We start from the raw sequence: 17,330 nt of genomic DNA on the forward strand, positions 1-17,330 counted from the left end.
TCACCTTGTCCCCGGCCGTCATGGCGTGCTGCACCGGTGCGGCGCCGCGCCAGGCGGGCAGCAGCGAGAAGTGCAGGTTGACCCAGCCGCGCGCGGGCACGTCGAGGGCCGCCTTGGGCAGCAGCGCGCCGTAGGCGACGACGGGGCAGCAGTCCGGGCCGATCTCCCGCAGCCGGGCGAGGAAGTCCTCGTCGCGCGGCCGGGCCGGCTTGAGCACCTCGATCCCGGCCTCCTCGGCGCGCTGCGCGACCGGGCTGGCGACCAGCTTGCGGCCGCGCCCGGCGACGGCGTCGGGCCGGGTGACGACGGCGACGACCTCGTGCCGGTCGGAGGCGATCAGGGCGTCGAGTGCGGGCACGGCGACCTCGGGGGTGCCGGCGAAGACGAGCTTCATCGTGCGGGGGGTACCTCTCGGTGGCAGGCGGTCACAGGGCGCGGCCGAACGTGTCGTGCGGCGAGACCTTCACCTGCGGCGCGCCCTGCGCGCCCCAGTCGGCCTCGCGGATCGCCTTCATCGCGGCCTTGCGCGCCTCGGCGTCGAGCCGGTCGACGAAGATGATGCCGTCGAGGTGGTCGGTCTCGTGTTGGATGCAGCGGGCCATCCGCTGGGTGCCTTCGAGGGTGACCGGGTCGCCGTACATGTTGAAGCCCCGGGCCACGACGCCGTACGCGCGCTCGCAGTCGAAGGTCAGGCCCGGCAGCGACAGGCAGCCCTCGGGGCCGTCCTGCCGCTCGTCGCTGAGGGTCAGCTCGGGGTTGATCAGGTGGCCCAGCTCGCCGTCCACGTTGTAGGTGAACACCCGCAGGGACACGCCCAGTTGGGGGGCGGCCAGGCCCGCGCCGGGGGCCTGGAGCATGGTGTCGGTCAGGTCCTTGACGAGGGTGCGCAGTTCGAGGTCGAAGGTGGTGACCGGCTGCGCCGTCATGCGCAGCACCGGGTCGCCGAACAGGCGGATGGGCTTGACGGACACGGGCGGGGGCTCCTGAACGGTCGGACGGCCCGCGGGCGGGTCTCGGGTCTGCGGGCGCGGGCGGGTCTGCGGGCGGAGGTCAAGTCTAGGGCGGGCGGGGGGCGGACGGTGCACGCGGACGGGGAGTGCGCGCGGACGGCGCGCGCCCCCGAGGGGGTGGCCGCGCCGGTCGGGCGTGACTCGATGGGGCGGTGGCGCGTTGGTCAAGAGAGTGTGACCGAAATCGGCCCCGCCCGCGGCTGGAGCGTGCGGCCCGATCCTTGTCGTCGTCGGTTGGAGAGGCTTGTTGATGCCCGACCACGCAACGCCCGATGCCCAGGCACGGGCCAGCCTGCACCTGCTGGTGCGGGACATCGAACGGGTCCGTCGGCAGGTCGACGCGTTGCGCACGCTGACCGCCCAGCTCGGAAACGTCTACCGGCCGCGGCGCGGCGGGCCCTCCGCGGGGTTCGTGGTGTACGGGCGGGCCCCGGCGCCCACGGTGCGGCTGGCCCAGGAGTTGCGGGACAGCGTGGAGACGCTGGTGACGGCGGCGGTGGAGTTCGACCGCTCGCTCGGGTTCTCCTGGGACGCGGTGGGCTCCGCGCTGGGGGTCACGAAACAGGCGGTGCACCGCCGCTACGGTTCCCGCCGGGCTCCCGCGGAGGCCGCCGCGCCGACCGTGCCCGCGGCCCGCTCCATGGAGGTGGAGCGCGCCGCGCAGGTGCCCCCGCCCGCACCGGCCTTCCCGAGCCCCCGCAACCCGTAGCCGTCGCCGTAGCCCGCCGCCCGGTCAGGGCTCAGCCGATGTCGGGCGGGTCCATGCGGATCTGGAGGGGCGTGGCGGGGCCGGTGCGGGTGGCGCGGGTGACCCGGGCCTGCTTGAGGGCCGCCGCCAGCGCCGCACCGGAGCCCGGCGGCACCCGGAAGAGGATGCGCTCCCAGGGGTCGGTGCCCGCGGGGCGCCGGACAGGGACCGGCCCGAGCAGGTCCGTGTCCGCGGGGAGCCGGGCGAGGTCGACGAACTCGGCCACCGCGGACGGCGGCCCGGACACCGCGGCCATCCGGGCCACCGGCGGGAAGCGCAGCTCGGCCCGCTCGGCCAGCTCCCGCAGGGCGTGCCCGGCCGGGTCCCACCGCACCAGCGCCTGCACCGGCCGCAGCGTCGGCTCGGCCAGCACCACCACGGTGCCGCCCGCCCCCGCCGGGCGGACCAGGGACGCGGCCAGCGCCCACCGCCGCAACGCCTCCTCGGCCGCGCGCAGGTCCGGGCGGCCCAGCAGCGCCCAGCCGTCCAGCAGCAGCGCGGCCGCGTAGCCCTCCTCCGCGACCGGCTCGGCCCCGGGCGTGGCGATCACCAGCGCGGGGGCGGCCCCGACCGTCGCCAGCACGGTGTCGCGCCCCGACGTCCGCACCGGCACCCGGGGGAAGGCCCGCCCCAGCTCCTCCGCGGTGCGCCGCGCCCCCACCACCCGCGCCCGCAGCCGGAACCCCCCGCACTCCTGGCAGTGCCAGTCCGCCGCCGGCCGCGCGCACCACCCGCACGCCGGGGTGCCGCCCTCCTCGCGCACCTCCAGCGGCCCGGCGCAGGCCGCGCACCGGGCCGGCGCCCGGCAGGTGTCGCAGCCGAGCCGGGGTACGTATCCGCGCCGCGGCACCTGCACCAGCACCGGCCCACGGGCCAGCGCGTCCCGGGTGACCTGCCAGGCCAGCGACGGCAGCCGGGCCGCGCGGGCCGCCTCGTCGCGCGCCTGGTCCAGGTCGCCGACCGTACGCACCAGCGGCGCCGCGGCCCGTACCTGGTCGCGGGACGCGGCCAGCGGCAGCGCCCACCCGCTGTCGACGAGCTGGGCGCCCTCGACGGTGGTGGTGACGCCGCCGAGCAGGAAGGCGGTGCGCTCCTCGCGGGCGCGCAGCAGCAGCACGTCGCGGGCGTGCGGCTGCGGGGCGTGCGGCTCGGCGTGGCTGGAGTCGCCGTCGTCCCACAGGGCGACCAGCCCGAGGTCGGCGACGGGCGCGAACATCGCCGCACGGGTGCCGACGACGACCTTGACGCTGCCGCGGCTGACCGCGAGCCAGCGCCGGTAGCGCTCCTGCGGCCCGGCGTCGGCGGTGAGCAGGACGTGGTGTCCGGCGCCGAGCAGTCCGGTCAGGGCGGCGTCCACGCGGGCGGCGCTGCGCCCGTCGGGCAGCACCGCGAGCGCGCCGCGGCCGGCGGCGCGCGCGGTGGCGAGCGCGGTGGCCAGTTCCTGCGGCCAGTGCGGTCCGGGCAGCGCGAGCCACACCGCGCGGGGGGTGTCACCGCGGGCGAGCGCCTGGAGGTAGGCGGGGCCGGTGGCGTACCGGGACCAGGTCGCGGGCGGCGGCAGCGGCGGGTCCGAGAGCGGGTCGGGCGAGGGGTCGCGTTCGGCGCGGGCCATCCGGGGCGGCACCGCGAGCTGCACCACGTCGGCGAGCGCGCCCGCGTACCGGTCGGCGACCTGGCGGCACAGCCGCAGCAGCGGCTCGGTGAGCACCGGTTCGGTGGACAGCACCTGGGCGAGGGGCGCGAGCGGGCCGGCGTAGTCGCTGTCGGCGCGGCGCTCGACCACGAAGCCGTCGTGGAGGGTGCCGCCCTCGCGGCGGCCCTTGACCACGCGCGCGCCGAACCGGACCCGGACCCGCACGCCCGGCTGGGCGTCGGCGTCCATGGCGGCGGGCACCGCGTAGTCGAAGAACTGGTCGAGGTGGACCAGGCCCTTGTCGACGAGGACCCGGGCGACCGGCAGGCCCTCGGCGAGCGCGGCCCCGCGCCAGGTGCGCGGCTTCGCGCGCGGCTGCCTGGCCTTGCGGACCGTCTCGCGGATCAGCGCGAGCTGCTCCCCGCCGCCCGCCTCCGGCGGTTCGGCCGCTCCCTCCCGCTTCGGTCCCTCGTCACCGCTCACCTTGTGATTCTTACCAGACCCCTACGACACCGCGGCCCGGACCGGGAACGTGGCGGGCGTCGCCACCGGCCGGTGGAAAGCCGAACGCGCAGTCCTCCCCCCAGAGGCTTCGCCTGGGGGGGAACTGCGCGTGGCGGGGCGGCGGGCCGCTTACAGGCCGACCGCGGCGCGGAGCGCGTCGACCCGGTCGGTCTTCTCCCAGGTGAAGTCGTCCAGCTCGCGGCCGAAGTGGCCGTAGGCGGCGGTCTGGGCGTAGATCGGCCGCAGCAGGTCCAGGTCGCGGATGATCGCGGCCGGGCGCAGGTCGAACACCTCGCCGATGGCCTGCTCGATCTTCTCGACCTCCACGTTGGCGGTGCCGAAGGTCTCGACGAACAGGCCGACCGGCTCGGCCTTGCCGATCGCGTAGGCGACCTGGACCTCGCAGCGGGCGGCGAGCCGCGCGGCCACCACGTTCTTGGCGACCCAGCGCATCGCGTACGCCGCGGAGCGGTCCACCTTGGACGGGTCCTTGCCGGAGAAGGCGCCGCCGCCGTGCCGGGCCATGCCTCCGTAGGTGTCGATGATGATCTTGCGGCCGGTCAGGCCGGCGTCGCCCATCGGGCCGCCGATCTCGAACCGCCCGGTCGGGTTGACCAGCAGCCGGTAGCCGTCGGTGTCGAGCTTGATGCCCTCGTCGAGCAGGGCCTTCAGCTCGACCTCCACGACGAACTCGCGGATGTCGGGGGTGAGCAGCGACTCCAGGTCGATGTCGGAGGCGTGCTGCGAGGAGACCACGACGGTGTCCAGCCGGACCGCCTTGTCGCCGTCGTACTCGATGGTGACCTGGGTCTTGCCGTCGGGCCGCAGGTAGGGGATGGTGCCGTTCTTGCGGACCTCGGTGAGGCGCTTGGACAGCCGGTGCGCGAGCGTGATCGGCAGCGGCATCAGCTCGGGCGTCTCGTCGGAGGCGTACCCGAACATCAGGCCCTGGTCGCCGGCGCCCTGCTTGTTCAGCTCGTCCTCGTCGGCGGCGCCGCCCTCGACGCGCTTCTCGTACGCGGTGTCGACGCCCTGGGCGATGTCCGGCGACTGGGCGCCGATCGACACGGAGACGCCGCACGAGGCGCCGTCGAAGCCCTTCTTCGAGGAGTCGTAACCGATCTCCAGGATCTTCCCGCGCACCAGCGAGGCGATGTCGGCGTAGGCGGTCGTGGTGACCTCGCCCGCGACGTGCACCTGGCCGGTGGTGATCAGCGTCTCGACGGCCACCCGGGAGGTCGGGTCCGCGGTCAGCAGGGCGTCGAGAATGGTGTCGCTGATCTGGTCAGCGATCTTGTCGGGGTGACCTTCGGTCACGGACTCCGAGGTGAACAGACGGCGCGACACATCGCTCCCTGGGGTTGCAGCGGCTGCTGGCTCTAGCTGGTGGAGTGCACAGGGCTGCGCCCGGCGCTCCGCGGCTAGCTTAGCGTGAGCGCCCCCGGGACGGGCCAGGCATCTCGCTCTTTGGATATGCCACACCCTGCACCCCGATGTCCACTACTCGGCCACTCGCCGCCCGTCCGTCAGCCGATCGCACCCCTCCCGGTGACCGGGAAAGACGGCAGGTGGCGGCGGGCGCGGGCCGGGCGCGGGCCGGGCGGCCGGCGGGCCCGGCGGGCCGGTCGGCGGCTGGCCTGATTTCACCGGTTGTTCACAGGCCGCCCGGGCGTGGCAGGCCGTCGGCCGCCGACGGTACGTAACCGGCGGCCCACACGCCACTCCCCCACCACCGGCCCCGTACGCCCCGCCGGCCCCCGGCGGCGGCTTTCGAAGCGGCCCTCAGGGGGCGTCCGAGGCCGTAGGGGTGACGGGGCCGGGCCGGGGCCTGGTCCAGGCGGGTGGCGCCGCCTGTGGCGGCGCCGTCAGAGGCGGGCGGCGACCAGGTCCCAGACCTGGTCGGCCAGCGCCTCCTTCGGGCCGTGCGGCACCGGCGTGGCGCTGCCGTCGGCGCCGAGCACCACCGCTTCGTTGTCGTCGGTGCCGAAGGCCTTGCCGCCGCCGACCTCGTTGACGACCAGCAGGTCGCAGCCCTTGCGGGCGAGCTTGGCCCGGCCGTTGGCCAGCACGTCGTCGGTCTCGGCGGCGAACCCGGCGACGATCTGCCCGGGCCGGGCGCGGTGCGCCGACAGCTCGGCGAGGACGTCGGGATTGCGGACCAGCTCGACCGGTGCGGGCCCGGCGCCGTCGTCGCTCTTCTTGATCTTGCTGGTGGCGTACGCGGCGGGGCGGAAGTCGGCGACGGCCGCGGCCATCACCACCGCGTCGGCGTCGGCCGCGGCCGCCAGCACCGCCGCGCGCAGCTCCTCGGCGGTGCCCACGGCCACCACGTCGGCGCCCGCCGGGTCGGCGAGGGTGTCGGTGTTGGCGGCGACCAGGGTGACCCGGGCGCCGCGGGCGACGGCGGTGCGCGCCAGGGCGTATCCCTGCTTGCCGGAGGAGCGGTTGCCGAGGTAGCGCACCGGGTCCAGCGGTTCGCGGGTGCCGCCGGCGCTGACCACGACGTGCCGCCCGGCGAGGTCGGGGGCGGCGGTGCCGCGGGCGAGGACGCGCCGGCCGACCTGGAAGATCTCGTCCGGGTCGGGCAGCCGCCCCTTGCCGGTGTCCACACCGGTCAGCCGCCCGACGGCGGGCTCGATGACCACGGCGCCGCGGCGGCGCAGCGTGGCGACGTTCTCCCGGGTGGCGGGGTGCTCCCACATCTCGGTGTGCATGGCGGGGGCGAAGACCACCGGGCAGCGGGCGGTGAGCAGGGTGTTGGTCAGCAGGTCGTCGGCGAGGCCGTGCGCGGCCTTGGCGAGCAGGTCGGCGGTGGCGGGCGCGACGAGCACGAGGTCGGCGTGCTGTCCGATCCGCACGTGCGGCACGTTCTCGACGCCGTCCCAGACCCGGGTGGAGACCGGCCGGCCGGACAGTGCGGCCCAGGTGGCCTCTCCGACGAAGTGCAGGGCGGCGTCGGTGGGCACCACCTGGACGTCGTGCCCGGACTCGGTGAAGCGGCGCAGCACCTCGCACGCCTTGTAGGCGGCGATGCCGCCGCTGACGCCCAGTACGACCTGTGGCCTGCCCATACCCGCTCCGCTCCGCCGCGCCGTCACGCCGCCGTGGTCACCCGATGACACCACCCCATGACACACCACGGGCCCGGCGGTCGCGCCGCCGGGCCCGTGCTGGAGTACCTACCGCCTCACTGGGTGGGCGGTGCCTCGACGGCCTCGGAGGTCAGCAGGCCGGCGTTGATCTCGCGCAGCGCGATGGAGAGCGGCTTCTCGTGGACGTGGGTGTCCACCAGCGGGCCGACATACTCCAGCAGGCCCTCACCGAGCTGGGAGTAGTACGCGTTGATCTGGCGGGCGCGCTTGGCCGCGTAGATCACCAGGCTGTACTTGGAGTCGGTGGCTTCGAGCAGCTCGTCGATCGGCGGGTTGATGATGCCCTCGGGCGTGGTGATGGAAGAGGACACGCTCTACCTACCCCTACTTGTGGAAGGACTTCTGGGACGGGACCCCGGGACCGGGGGCTCGCTGCCGGGCGGCCGCGCGGAAGCGCGAGGTCACCCGATGTTCATCAAGGCTAGCAGCTCGCGTGCTACATCCTCGACGGAGGTGTTGACAAGCGTCTCGTCGAACTCGGACTCCGCGGCCAGTTCGATCCTCGCCGCCGCGAGCCGCCGCTCGATCACCTCGGGCGACTCGGTGCCGCGCCCGGTGAGCCGGCGGACCAGCTCCTCCCAGCTCGGCGGGGCGAGGAAGACCAACCGCGCCTCGGGCATCGAGGTCCGCACCAGCCGGGCGCCCTGCAGGTCGATCTCCAGCAGCACGGGCGCGCCGGAGGCGAGCCGGTCGAGTACGGCGCGGCGCGGGGTGCCGTAGCGGTTGCCCGCGAACTCCGCCCACTCCAGCAGTTCGCCGTTGGCGACGAGCTTGTCGAACTCGTCGTCGTCGACGAAGTGGTACTGCACCCCGTCGCGTTCGCCGGGGCGGGGTCTGCGGGTGGTGGCGGACACCGAGAGCCATACCTCGGGGTGGGACGCGCGCAGATGGGCGACGACCGTGCTCTTGCCGACCCCGGAAGGGCCGGAGAGCACGGTCAGTCGCGGATGTCTGACCGGAGCGGCCGGGGAAGCCCCCTGCGAGGCGGGGGGCGTGGCCGGCCCCGGTGAGGCTGGAGAACTCATGAGGCGATTATCCCCGGTTCCCGAGAGCGGCGGGAACCGGTGTCACCGCCTCGTCTCCGCGAGGACGGCGCCGCCCCACCTGCGGGCGGGCTGCGGCGGCGTCCGGAGACGCGACTCAGGCGGGGGTGCCGCCGAACTCACGTTCCAGGGAAGCGATCTGGTTGGAACCCAGGCCACGCACCCGGCGGCTCTCGGAGATGCCGAGCCGCTCCATGATCTGCTTGGCGCGGACCTTGCCGACGCCCGGCAGGGACTCAAGGAGGGCGGAGACCTTCATCTTGCCGATGACATCGTTCTCCTGGCCCTGCTTGATGACCTCGTGCAGGCTGGCGCCGGAGTGCTTGAGCCGGTTCTTGACCTCGGCGCGCTCCCGGCGAGCCGCGGCGGCCTTTTCGAGCGCGGCAGCGCGCTGTTCAGGGGTAAGGGGCGGAAGAGCCACGCCTACGTCACCTCGGATGTAGATCAATCGGATAAGGAGTAGGAGCCGACCGGAGGCACCGGTCGACCTGCAGCGCACCTGGGCGGCGCGCTCCTGTCGGAGACTAGCGGTCCCAGCGGCCCAAGTCAGCGAGAACAGATGAAAAGTCCAGGTCAGCCTTGATCCGAGGGGATATACGGGACATACCGGAACGGGATTCGGCGTCAATGAGCCCAGTTGTTGAAACCGGCCCTTTTTTCGGCCGTTTTCCCAGCCCATTCACCGGCCGATTCAGCGGCCGATCGAGCGGCGGATCGAGCAGCGGAATCAGGGTCCGATTCAGCGGCCGGCCGACCGTCCCGCGATACCGCCCGGTGCGGCCGCACCGTCCACGGCCGCCCGTACCTCCGCCACATACTCCCGTACCGATTTCAACAAAGCCGCCGGGTCCGGTCCGTGCCGCAGCACGTCCCGGCTCACGCTCGGCAGCACGTTCGGCAGCGCCGCGCCGAAGAGCGCCGGCAGGTCCGCCGGCGTCGCGCCCTGGGCGCCGACACCGGGGGCCAGCAGCGGGCCGTTGACCGCGAGGTCCGCGCCCGCCTCGGCCAGCGTCGCCCCGACGACCGCGCCCACCGAACCCAGCGGCGCCGCGCCCTCGTTCTCCGCCGCGACGGCGTCCAGCATCACCTGCGCCACCGACCGCCCGTCGGCCGCGGTCGCCCGCTGCACCTGGCCGCCCTCCGGGTTGGAGGTCAGCGCCAGGACGAACACCCCCGTGCCCGCCGCCCGCGCCGCGTCCAGCGCCGGGCGCAGCGACCCGAACCCGAGGAACGGGCTGACCGTCAGCGCGTCGCTGAACAGCGGGGCGCCCGGGGCGAGATAGGTCGCCGCGTACGCGTCCATGGTGGAGCCGATGTCCCCGCGCTTGGCGTCCATCAGCACCAGCGCGCCCGCCTCCCGGGCCAGGGCCACCGTCTTCTCCAGCACCGCGACACCGCGCGAGCCGAACCGCTCGAAGAACGCGGACTGCGGCTTGAACACCGCGGTGTGCTCGCCCAGCGCCTCCACCACGGTCAGCGCGAAGCGCTCCAGGCCGGACGGGTCGAAGGGCAGCCCCCAGCGGCTGAGCAGGCCCGCGTGCGGGTCGATGCCGACGCACAGCGGCCCGCGGGTGTCCATCGCCCGGCGCAGCCGCGCGCCGAACGGCTCGGGCGGTGCGACGGACGTCTTGGGGGCGGGCTGCGGGGTGCTGCTGCCGGTCATGCGGTCACCTTCCGGGAGTGGGCGCCGACCGCGTCGGCGAGGGTGGCGTACGGACTGGCGGCCAGCCGGGCGGCCAGCCCCTTGTGCATGCCGCGCATCCAGAACGGGCCGCGGTAGATGAAGGCGGTGTACCCCTGCACCAGGGTCGCGCCGGCCAGGATGCGCTGCCAGGCGTCCTCGGCGTCCTCCACGCCGCCGACGCCGACCAGCGTGACCTGGTCGCCGACCCGCCGGTACAGCCGGCTCAGCACCTGGAGCGAACGGTCCTTGAGCGGCGCGCCGGACAGCCCGCCGGCCTCCGCGGTCAGCGCCGCGGGCGAGCGCAGGCCCTCCCGGCCGATCGTGGTGTTGGTGGCGATGATGCCGTCCAGGCCCAACTCGACGGCCAGGTCCGCGACCGCGTCCACGTCCTCGTCCGCGAGGTCGGGGGCGATCTTCACCAGCAGCGGCACCCGGCGGGTGGTCACCGTGCGGTCCGCGGCCGCCCGCACCGCCGCCAGCAGCGGGCGCAGCGCCTCGGTCGCCTGGAGGTCGCGCAGGCCCGGGGTGTTGGGCGAGGACACGTTCACCACGAGGTAGTCCGCGTGCTCGGCGAGGCGCTCGGTCGAGGTGACGTAGTCGGCGATCGCGTCCTGCTCGGCGACGGCCTTGGTCTTGCCGATGTTGACGCCCACGGTGGTCCGGAAGACCTGCCTGCGGGTGGCCAGGCGCGCGGCCACCGCGGCCGAGCCCTCGTTGTTGAAGCCCATCCGGTTGATCAGCGCGCGGTCCGCGACCAGCCGGAACATCCGCTTCTTCGGGTTGCCCGGCTGCGCCTGGCCGGTGACGGTGCCGACCTCCACGTGGTCGAAGCCGAGCATCGCCATCCCGTCGATGGCGACGGCGTTCTTGTCGAACCCGGCGGCCAGCCCGAACGGGCCGTGCATGCGCAGGCCCAGCGCCTCGGTGCGCAGGCTCGCGTACCGGGGGGCCAGCGCGGCCGCGACGAACGTGCGCACCACCGGTACCCGCGCCGCCAGCCGAATCCACCGGAAGGCCAGGTGGTGCGCCTTCTCCGGGTCCATCCCGCGGAAGACCAGCTTGAAGAACAGGGCGTACATGGCTCGCTTTCGTTCGTCAGGGGGCGCCCCGGTGCGGGGCGCCCCGAAGGCGCACAGGGGCGCCCGCCTACCGGGGCCGCGGCGCCGGCTACCGGGCCCGGGCCTGCTCCAGGGCCGCGGCGTGGTCCTGGAGGGACCGCACCCCGATGTCGCCGCGGGTGAGCGCGTCGATGCCCTGGACGGCCGCCGCCAGCGCCTGCACGGTGGTCAGGCACGGCACGCCGCGGGAGACCGCGGCGGTGCGGATGTCGTAGCCGTCCAGGCGGCCGCCGGTGCCGAAGGGGGTGTTGACGATGAGGTCGATCTCGCCCTCGTGGATGAGGGTGACCACGGTGGGCTCCCCGTCCGGTCCGGTGCCCTCGCTCTGCTTGCGCACCACGCGCGCCTCGATGCCGTTGCGGCGCAGCACCTCCGCGGTGCCGGAGGTGGCCAGCAGTTCGAAGCCGTGCTCGATCAGCGCCCGCGCCGGGAAGATCAGCGCCCGCTTGTCGCGGTTGGCGACGGAGACGAACGCGCGGCCCTTGGTGGGCAGCGCGCCGTAGGCGCCGGCCTGCGACTTGGCGTAGGCGGTGCCGAAGACCGCGTCGATGCCCATGACCTCGCCGGTGGAGCGCATCTCCGGGCCGAGGATGGTGTCCACGCCGCGGCCGGCGGCGTCGCGGAAGCGGCTCCAGGGCAGCACCGCCTCCTTGACGGAGATCGGCGCGTCCAGCGGCAGGGTGCCGCCGTCGCCGGCGGCCGGCAGCAGTCCCTCGGCGCGCAGTTCGGCCACGGTCGCGCCCAGCGAGATCCGGGCGGCGGCCTTGGCCAGCGGCACCGCGGTGGCCTTGGAGGTGAAGGGCACGGTGCGCGAGGCGCGCGGGTTGGCCTCCAGGACGTAGAGGATGTCCCCGGCCAGCGCGAACTGGATGTTGATCAGCCCGCGCACGCCGACGCCCGCGGCGATCGCCTCGGTGGAGGCCCGCAGCCGCTTGATGTCATGGCTGCCCAGGGTGATCGGCGGCAGCGCGCACGCGGAGTCGCCGGAGTGGATGCCGGCCTCCTCGATGTGCTCCATGACGCCGCCGAGGTACAGCTCGTGGCCGTCGTAGAGCGCGTCGACGTCGATCTCGATGGCGTCGTCGAGGAAGCGGTCGACCAGCACGGGGCGGGTCGGGCTGATCTCGGTGGACTCGGCGATGTACGCGGCGAGCCGGGTCTCGTCGTAGACGATCTCCATGCCGCGGCCGCCGAGCACGTACGAGGGGCGGACCAGCACCGGGTAGCCGATCTCGTCGGCGATGGCCTTGGCGCCGGTGAAGGAGGTGGCGGTGCCGTGCTTGGGCGCGGGCAGGCCCGCCTCGGCGAGTACCCGGCCGAACGCGCCGCGGTCCTCGGCGAGGTGGATCGCCTCGGGCGAGGTGCCGACGACGGGCACGCCGTTGTCCTTCAGCGCCTGCGCCAGGCCGAGCGGGGTCTGCCCGCCGAGCTGCACGATGACGCCCGCGATCGGGCCGGCGACGCTCTCGGCGTGCACGATCTCCAGCACGTCCTCCAAGGTGAGCGGCTCGAAGTAGAGCCGGTCGGAGGTGTCGTAGTCGGTGGAGACGGTCTCGGGGTTGCAGTTGACCATCACGGTCTCGTACCCGGCGTCGTGCAGCGCGAAGGAGGCGTGCACGCAGGAGTAGTCGAACTCGATGCCCTGGCCGATCCGGTTGGGCCCGGAGCCGAGGATGATCACTGCCGGGCGGGTGCGCGGCGCGACCTCGGTCTCCTCGTCGTAGGAGGAGTAGAAGTACGGCGTGCGGGCGGCGAACTCGGCGGCGCAGGTGTCGACGGTCTTGTACACCGGGCGCAGGCCCAGGGTGTGCCGGACCTCGCGGACGACGTCCTCGCGCAGGTCGCGGATCGCGGCGATCTGCGCGTCGGAGAAGCCGTGCCGCTTGGCCTCGGCGAGCACCTGCGGGTCGAGCTGGTCGGCGGCGGCCAGCTCGTCGGCGATCTCCTTGACCAGGAAGAGCTGGTCGACGAACCACGGGTCGATCCTGGTGGCGTCGAAGACCTCCTGGGGGGTGGCGCCAGCCCGGATCGCGGTCATCACGGCGTTGATCCGGCCGTCGGTGGGCACGCCCGCGACCGCCAGCAGCTCGTCCTTGGCGGCCGGGTCGACCGGGGTGGCGAAGTCGAACTGCGAGCCCTTGCGCTCCAGCGAGCGCAGAGCCTTGTTGAGCGCCTCGGTGAAGTTGCGGCCGATCGCCATCGCCTCGCCCACCGACTTCATGGTGGTGGTCAGGCTGGCGTCGGCGGCCGGGAACTTCTCGAAGGCGAACCGCGGGACCTTCACCACCACGTAGTCCAGGGTGGGTTCGAAGGACGCCGGGGTCTGCTCGGTGATGTCGTTGGGGATCTCGTCGAGGGTGTAGCCGACGGCGAGGCGCGCGGCGATCTTCGCGATCGGGAAGCCGGTGGCCTTGGAGGCGAGCGCGGAGGAGCGGGAGACGCGGGGGTTCATCTCGATGACGATGACCCGGCCGTCCTCGGGGTTCACCGCGAACTGGATGTTGCAGCCGCCGGTGTCGACGCCGACCTCGCGGATCACCGCGATGCCGATGTCGCGCAGGATCTGGTACTCGCGGTCGGTGAGGGTCATCGCGGGCGCCACGGTGATCGAGTCGCCGGTGTGCACGCCCATCGGGTCGAAGTTCTCGATGGAGCAGACCACCACGACGTTGTCGTGCTTGTCGCGCATCAGCTCCAGCTCGTACTCCTTCCAGCCGAGGATGGACTCCTCCAGGAGCACCTCGGTGGTCGGCGAGAGCGTCAGGCCCTGGCCGGCGATGCGGCGCAGCTCGGCCTCGTCGTGGGCGAAGCCGGAGCCGGCGCCGCCCATGGTGAAGGAGGGCCGGACCACGACGGGGTAGCCGCCGAGGGTGTCCACGCCGGCGAGCACATCGTCCATGGAGTGGCAGATCACCGAGCGGGCGGACTCGCCGTGCCCGATCTTCTGCCGTACCGCCTCCACGACGCCCTTGAACAGGTCGCGGTCCTCGCCCTTGTGGATGGCCTCGACGTTGGCGCCGATCAGCTCCACGCCGTGTTCGGCGAGCACGCCGCTCTCGTGCAGGGCGATCGCGGTGTTCAGCGCGGTCTGGCCGCCCAGGGTGGGCAGCAGCGCGTCGGGCCGCTCCTTGGCGATGATCTTCTCGACGTACTCCGGGGTGATCGGCTCGACGTAGGTGGCGTCGGCGATCTCCGGGTCGGTCATGATCGTGGCGGGGTTGGAGTTGACCAGGACGACCCGCAGGCCCTCGGCCTTCAGGACCCGGCACGCCTGGGTGCCGGAGTAGTCGAACTCGGCGGCCTGGCCGATGACGATCGGGCCGGAGCCGATGACCAGGACGGACTGGATATCGGTGCGCTTAGGCACGCTGGCCCTCCATCGAGACGGTGCTCATCAAAGCGGTGAAGCGGTCGAACAGGTAGGCGGCGTCGTGCGGGCCGGCGGCGGCCTCGGGGTGGTACTGGACGCTGAAGGCGGGCTTGTCGAGCAGCCGCAGCCCCTCCACGACGTTGTCGTTGAGGCAGACGTGGCTGACCTCGGCGCGCCCGTACGGGGTGTCGCTGACCTGGTCGAGGGGGGCGTCGACGGCGAAGCCGTGGTTGTGCGCGGTGACCTCGACCTTGCCGGTGGCGCGGTCCTGCACGGGCTGGTTGATGCCGCGGTGGCCGTACTTGAGCTTGTAGGTGCCGAAGCCCAGGGCGCGGCCGAGGAGCTGGTTGCCGAAGCAGATGCCGAACAGCGGGGTGCCGCGCTCCAGGACCGCCTTGATGACGGTGAGGTCGGCGGTGGCGGGGTCGCCGGGGCCGTTGGACAGGAACACCCCGTCGGGGTTGGTCGCGTAGACCTCCTCGACGGTGGCGGTGGCCGGCAGCACGTGCACCTCGACGCCGCGCTCGGCCAGGCGGTGCGGGGTCATGCCCTTGATGCCCAGGTCGAGGGCGGCGACGGTGAAGCGCTTGGTGCCGATCGCGGGGACGACGTAGGACTCGGCGGTGGCGACCTCGGCGGACAGGTCCGCGCCGGTCATCTGGGGGGCCTGGCGGACCCGGTCCACCAGGGCCGCGTCGTCGGCCGGGCCGGCCTGGAGCGCGGGGCCGGAGAAGATGCCGACCCGCATCGCGCCGCGCTCGCGCAGGTGGCGGGTGAGGGCGCGGGTGTCGATGCCGCTGATGCCGACCACGCCCTGCGCGGACAGCTCGTCGTCCAGGGAGCGCCGGGAGCGCCAGTTGGACGGGACGCGGGCGGGGTCGCGCACCACGTAGCCGGCGACCCAGATCCGGCGGGACTCGGGGTCCTCGTCGTTGACGCCGGTGTTGCCCACGTGCGGGGCGGTCATGACGACGACCTGGCGGTGGTAGGACGGGTCGGTCAGGGTCTCCTGGTAGCCGGTCATGCCGGTGGAGAACACGGCCTCGCCGAAGGTCTCCCCCACGGCCCCGTAGGCGCGGCCGCGGAAGATGCGGCCGTCCTCCAGTACGAGTACGGCGGGCGCGGTGGCCGCCCGGGTGGAGGTCGTCATCGTGCGCCTTCCTTTTCGGTGGTCGTTGCCACGGCTTCGGTGGTGAATGTCACGGCCCGGTCGCCGCTCAGCTCGGTGATCGCCTGGGCCCAGGCCGGGTGGTCCGCGGCGTGCTCGGCGCGGAAGCCGGAGTCGATCAGGGTGCCGCCGTGCTCCCAGGTGACGACCAGCAGGCCGCCTTCGGGCAGCACCTTCCCCGCGATGGCCTGGTCCAGCCGGGCGCCGCGCAGGGCGGCGGCCGGCACCAGGAAGCCGGGGGCGCCGGTGCGCTCGACCAGCAGGCCGCGCGCGGTCAGGGTGAGACGGGCCCTGCTGCGGACGCCCAGGCCGTGCGCGACGATCCGGTCCAGCCACTGCCCGGCGGTGGTCGAGCCGTGGTAGCGGCCGTCGGCGACCAGCAGCGGTGCGCCCAGTTCGGCGGCGTCGGCGGGGGCGGGCGGCAACTCGGGCAGGCCGCCTTGCAGGGTGCGGCGCCACTGCCAGCCCTGCCGCATCAGCCAGTAGACCAGGCCGATCACCAGGGCCAGGCCGACGATCCAGCCGAGCCGGTCGGTCCAGTGGGTGACCTTCGCGGAGTGCTTGCCGCCCTCGGCGGCGGTGGCCGCCAGCGCTGTCAGAGTCGTCACGTGAGCTTCCCGTCCATGACCGTCGCACGGCCCCGCAGGAAGGTCGCGATGACCCGGCCGGGCAGCTCGCGCCCCGCGTAGGGGGTGTTGCGGCTGCGGGAGGCGAAGTCCGCGGGGTTGACGGTTCCACGGTATGCGGGATCGAGCAGCACCAGGTTGGCGGGCTCGCCGGGGGCGATCGGCCGGCCGTGTCCTTCGAGCCGTCCGATGGCCGCGGGCCGGGCCGACATGCGGTCGGCGACACCGGCCCAGTCCAGCAGCCCGGTGTCGACCATGGTGTGCTGCACCACCGACAGCGCGGTCTCCAGGCCGACCATGCCCATGGCGGCCGCGGACCACTCGCAGTCCTTGTCCTCGTGCGGGTGCGGGGCGTGGTCGGTGGCGACGCAGTCGATGGTGCCGTCGGCGAGCGCCTCGCGCAGCGCCAGCACGTCGGCCTCGGTGCGCAGCGGCGGGTTGACCTTGTAGACGGGGTCGTAGCTGCGCACCAGTTCGTCGGTGAGCAGCAGGTGGTGCGGGGTGACCTCGGCGGTGACGTCCCAGCCCTTGGACTTCGCCCAGCGGACGATCTCGACCGAGCCGGCCGTGGACAGGTGGCAGATGTGCACGCGGGAGCCGACGTGCGCGGCGAGCAGCACGTCCCGGGCGATGATCGACTCCTCGGCGACCGCCGGCCAGCCGGTCAGGCCGAGCTCGCCGGAGACGGTGCCCTCGTTCATCTGGGCGCCCTCGGTCAGCCGCGGCTCCTGGGCGTGCTGGGCGACGACGCCGTCGAACGCCTTCACGTACTCCAGCGCGCGGCGCATGATCACCGCGTCGTCCACGCACTTGCCGTCGTCGGAGAAGACCCGCACCCCGGCGGCGGAGTCGGCCATCGCGCCCAGTTCGGCGAGCTGCTTGCCGGCCAGGCCCACGGTGACGGCGCCGACCGGCTGCACGTCGCAGTACCCGGACTCCTTGCCGAGCCGCCAGACCTGCTCCACGACGCCCGCGGTGTCGGCGACGGGGAAGGTGTTGGCCATGGCGTGTACGGCCGTGTAGCCGCCGACGGCCGCGGCGCGGGTGCCGGTCAGCACCGTCTCGGAGTCCTCGCGGCCGGGTTCGCGCAGGTGGGTGTGGAGGTCGACCAGGCCGGGCAGCAGGATGCGGCCGGTGCCGTCGACGACGTCGACGACGTCGGCGCCCTCGCCGGACAGGCCGGCGCCGACCGCCTCGACCTTCTCGCCGTCGATCAGGACGTCCTGGGTCTCGCCGCCGAGCAGCCGTGCACCGCGGATCAGGATCTTGCTCAT

The 17,330-nt window shown here is 73.8% G+C and carries 15 protein-coding genes; 1 reads left to right on the forward strand and 14 read right to left on the reverse strand.

Translation table 11 applies throughout. From position 1 onward, the window contains the following. Positions 1–394 (reverse strand): methionyl-tRNA formyltransferase (locus AC3ERT_RS10040; RefSeq protein ID WP_435173690.1); only part of this gene is annotated, 394 nt, incomplete at its 3' end. 31 nt (positions 395–425) lie between these two features. Then, positions 426–971, reverse strand: coding sequence for a peptide deformylase (gene def, locus AC3ERT_RS10045; RefSeq protein ID WP_335975939.1), 546 nt, complete (start codon positions 969–971; stop codon positions 426–428). Between the two features lie 289 nt (positions 972–1,260). On the opposite strand from def, the gene AC3ERT_RS10050 reads away from it, so the two are divergent. Then, positions 1,261–1,719, forward strand: coding sequence for a hypothetical protein (locus AC3ERT_RS10050; protein WP_335975934.1), 459 nt, complete (start codon positions 1,261–1,263; stop codon positions 1,717–1,719). A 31-nt stretch (positions 1,720–1,750) separates the two neighbouring features. On the opposite strand, the gene AC3ERT_RS10055 is transcribed toward AC3ERT_RS10050, so the two are convergent. The 12 genes from AC3ERT_RS10055 to AC3ERT_RS10110 form a co-directional block, all read right to left on the reverse strand. Next, a complete protein-coding gene (locus AC3ERT_RS10055) occupies positions 1,751–3,874 on the reverse strand; it encodes a primosomal protein N' (RefSeq protein ID WP_435173691.1) in 2,124 nt (707 codons plus the stop codon). Between the two features lie 150 nt (positions 3,875–4,024). Next, positions 4,025–5,242: a methionine adenosyltransferase gene (gene metK / locus AC3ERT_RS10060; RefSeq protein WP_335975927.1), complete on the reverse strand. Its 1,218-nt coding sequence runs from the start codon at positions 5,240–5,242 to the stop codon at positions 4,025–4,027. A gap of 518 nt (positions 5,243–5,760) precedes the next feature. Continuing rightward, the gene (coaBC, locus tag AC3ERT_RS10065) at positions 5,761–6,966 is read right to left on the reverse strand and encodes a bifunctional phosphopantothenoylcysteine decarboxylase/phosphopantothenate--cysteine ligase CoaBC (protein ID WP_435173692.1); all 1,206 of its coding nucleotides are present in this window, start codon (positions 6,964–6,966) and stop codon (positions 5,761–5,763) included. A gap of 116 nt (positions 6,967–7,082) precedes the next feature. Next, positions 7,083–7,358 carry a DNA-directed RNA polymerase subunit omega gene (gene rpoZ / locus AC3ERT_RS10070; RefSeq protein WP_103887663.1) on the reverse strand — a complete coding sequence of 92 codons (276 nt, stop codon included), beginning with the start codon at positions 7,356–7,358 and terminating at the stop codon, positions 7,083–7,085. A gap of 90 nt (positions 7,359–7,448) precedes the next feature. Then, the gene (gmk, locus tag AC3ERT_RS10075) at positions 7,449–8,072 is read right to left on the reverse strand and encodes a guanylate kinase (protein ID WP_335975914.1); all 624 of its coding nucleotides are present in this window, start codon (positions 8,070–8,072) and stop codon (positions 7,449–7,451) included. A gap of 115 nt (positions 8,073–8,187) precedes the next feature. After that, positions 8,188–8,511 carry an integration host factor gene (locus AC3ERT_RS10080; RefSeq protein ID WP_073502779.1) on the reverse strand — a complete coding sequence of 108 codons (324 nt, stop codon included), beginning with the start codon at positions 8,509–8,511 and terminating at the stop codon, positions 8,188–8,190. A gap of 318 nt (positions 8,512–8,829) precedes the next feature. Then, on the reverse strand, positions 8,830–9,753 hold the full coding sequence (pyrF, locus tag AC3ERT_RS10085) for an orotidine-5'-phosphate decarboxylase (RefSeq protein ID WP_435173693.1): 924 nt from the start codon (positions 9,751–9,753) through the stop codon (positions 8,830–8,832). Beyond that, positions 9,750–10,853, reverse strand: coding sequence for a quinone-dependent dihydroorotate dehydrogenase (locus AC3ERT_RS10090; protein ID WP_335975903.1), 1,104 nt, complete (start codon positions 10,851–10,853; stop codon positions 9,750–9,752). Before AC3ERT_RS10090 ends, pyrF begins: the two co-directional genes overlap by 4 nt. Positions 10,854–10,941: 88 nt before the next feature. Beyond that, positions 10,942–14,259, reverse strand: coding sequence for a carbamoyl-phosphate synthase large subunit (gene carB, locus AC3ERT_RS10095; protein WP_335975897.1), 3,318 nt, complete (start codon positions 14,257–14,259; stop codon positions 10,942–10,944). After that, positions 14,252–15,412, reverse strand: coding sequence for a glutamine-hydrolyzing carbamoyl-phosphate synthase small subunit (gene carA, locus AC3ERT_RS10100; protein ID WP_435128138.1), 1,161 nt, complete (start codon positions 15,410–15,412; stop codon positions 14,252–14,254). The genes carB and carA overlap by 8 nt, the downstream gene beginning before the upstream one ends. Then, entirely contained in the window at positions 15,409–16,038 is a 630-nt protein-coding gene (locus AC3ERT_RS10105) for a PH-like domain-containing protein (RefSeq protein ID WP_435128140.1), read from the reverse strand. The genes carA and AC3ERT_RS10105 overlap by 4 nt, the downstream gene beginning before the upstream one ends. Beyond that, the gene (locus tag AC3ERT_RS10110; RefSeq protein ID WP_335975885.1) at positions 16,035–17,330 is read right to left on the reverse strand and encodes a dihydroorotase; all 1,296 of its coding nucleotides are present in this window, start codon (positions 17,328–17,330) and stop codon (positions 16,035–16,037) included. The genes AC3ERT_RS10105 and AC3ERT_RS10110 overlap by 4 nt, the downstream gene beginning before the upstream one ends.

Source organism: Actinacidiphila sp. bgisy145, from assembly GCF_057708125.1.

Coding starts and splice junctions, on each gene's coding strand:
- AC3ERT_RS10110 (WP_335975885.1), bottom strand. CDS start 17,330: ATGAGCAAGATCCTGATCCGCGGTGCACGGCTGCTCGGCGGCGAGACC.
- gmk (WP_335975914.1), bottom strand. CDS start 8,072: ATGAGTTCTCCAGCCTCACCGGGGCCGGCCACGCCCCCCGCCTCGCAG.
- AC3ERT_RS10050 (WP_335975934.1), top strand. CDS start 1,261: ATGCCCGACCACGCAACGCCCGATGCCCAGGCACGGGCCAGCCTGCAC.
- carA (WP_435128138.1), bottom strand. CDS start 15,412: ATGACGACCTCCACCCGGGCGGCCACCGCGCCCGCCGTACTCGTACTG.
- pyrF (WP_435173693.1), bottom strand. CDS start 9,753: ATGACCGGCAGCAGCACCCCGCAGCCCGCCCCCAAGACGTCCGTCGCA.
- coaBC (WP_435173692.1), bottom strand. CDS start 6,966: ATGGGCAGGCCACAGGTCGTACTGGGCGTCAGCGGCGGCATCGCCGCC.
- AC3ERT_RS10090 (WP_335975903.1), bottom strand. CDS start 10,853: ATGTACGCCCTGTTCTTCAAGCTGGTCTTCCGCGGGATGGACCCGGAG.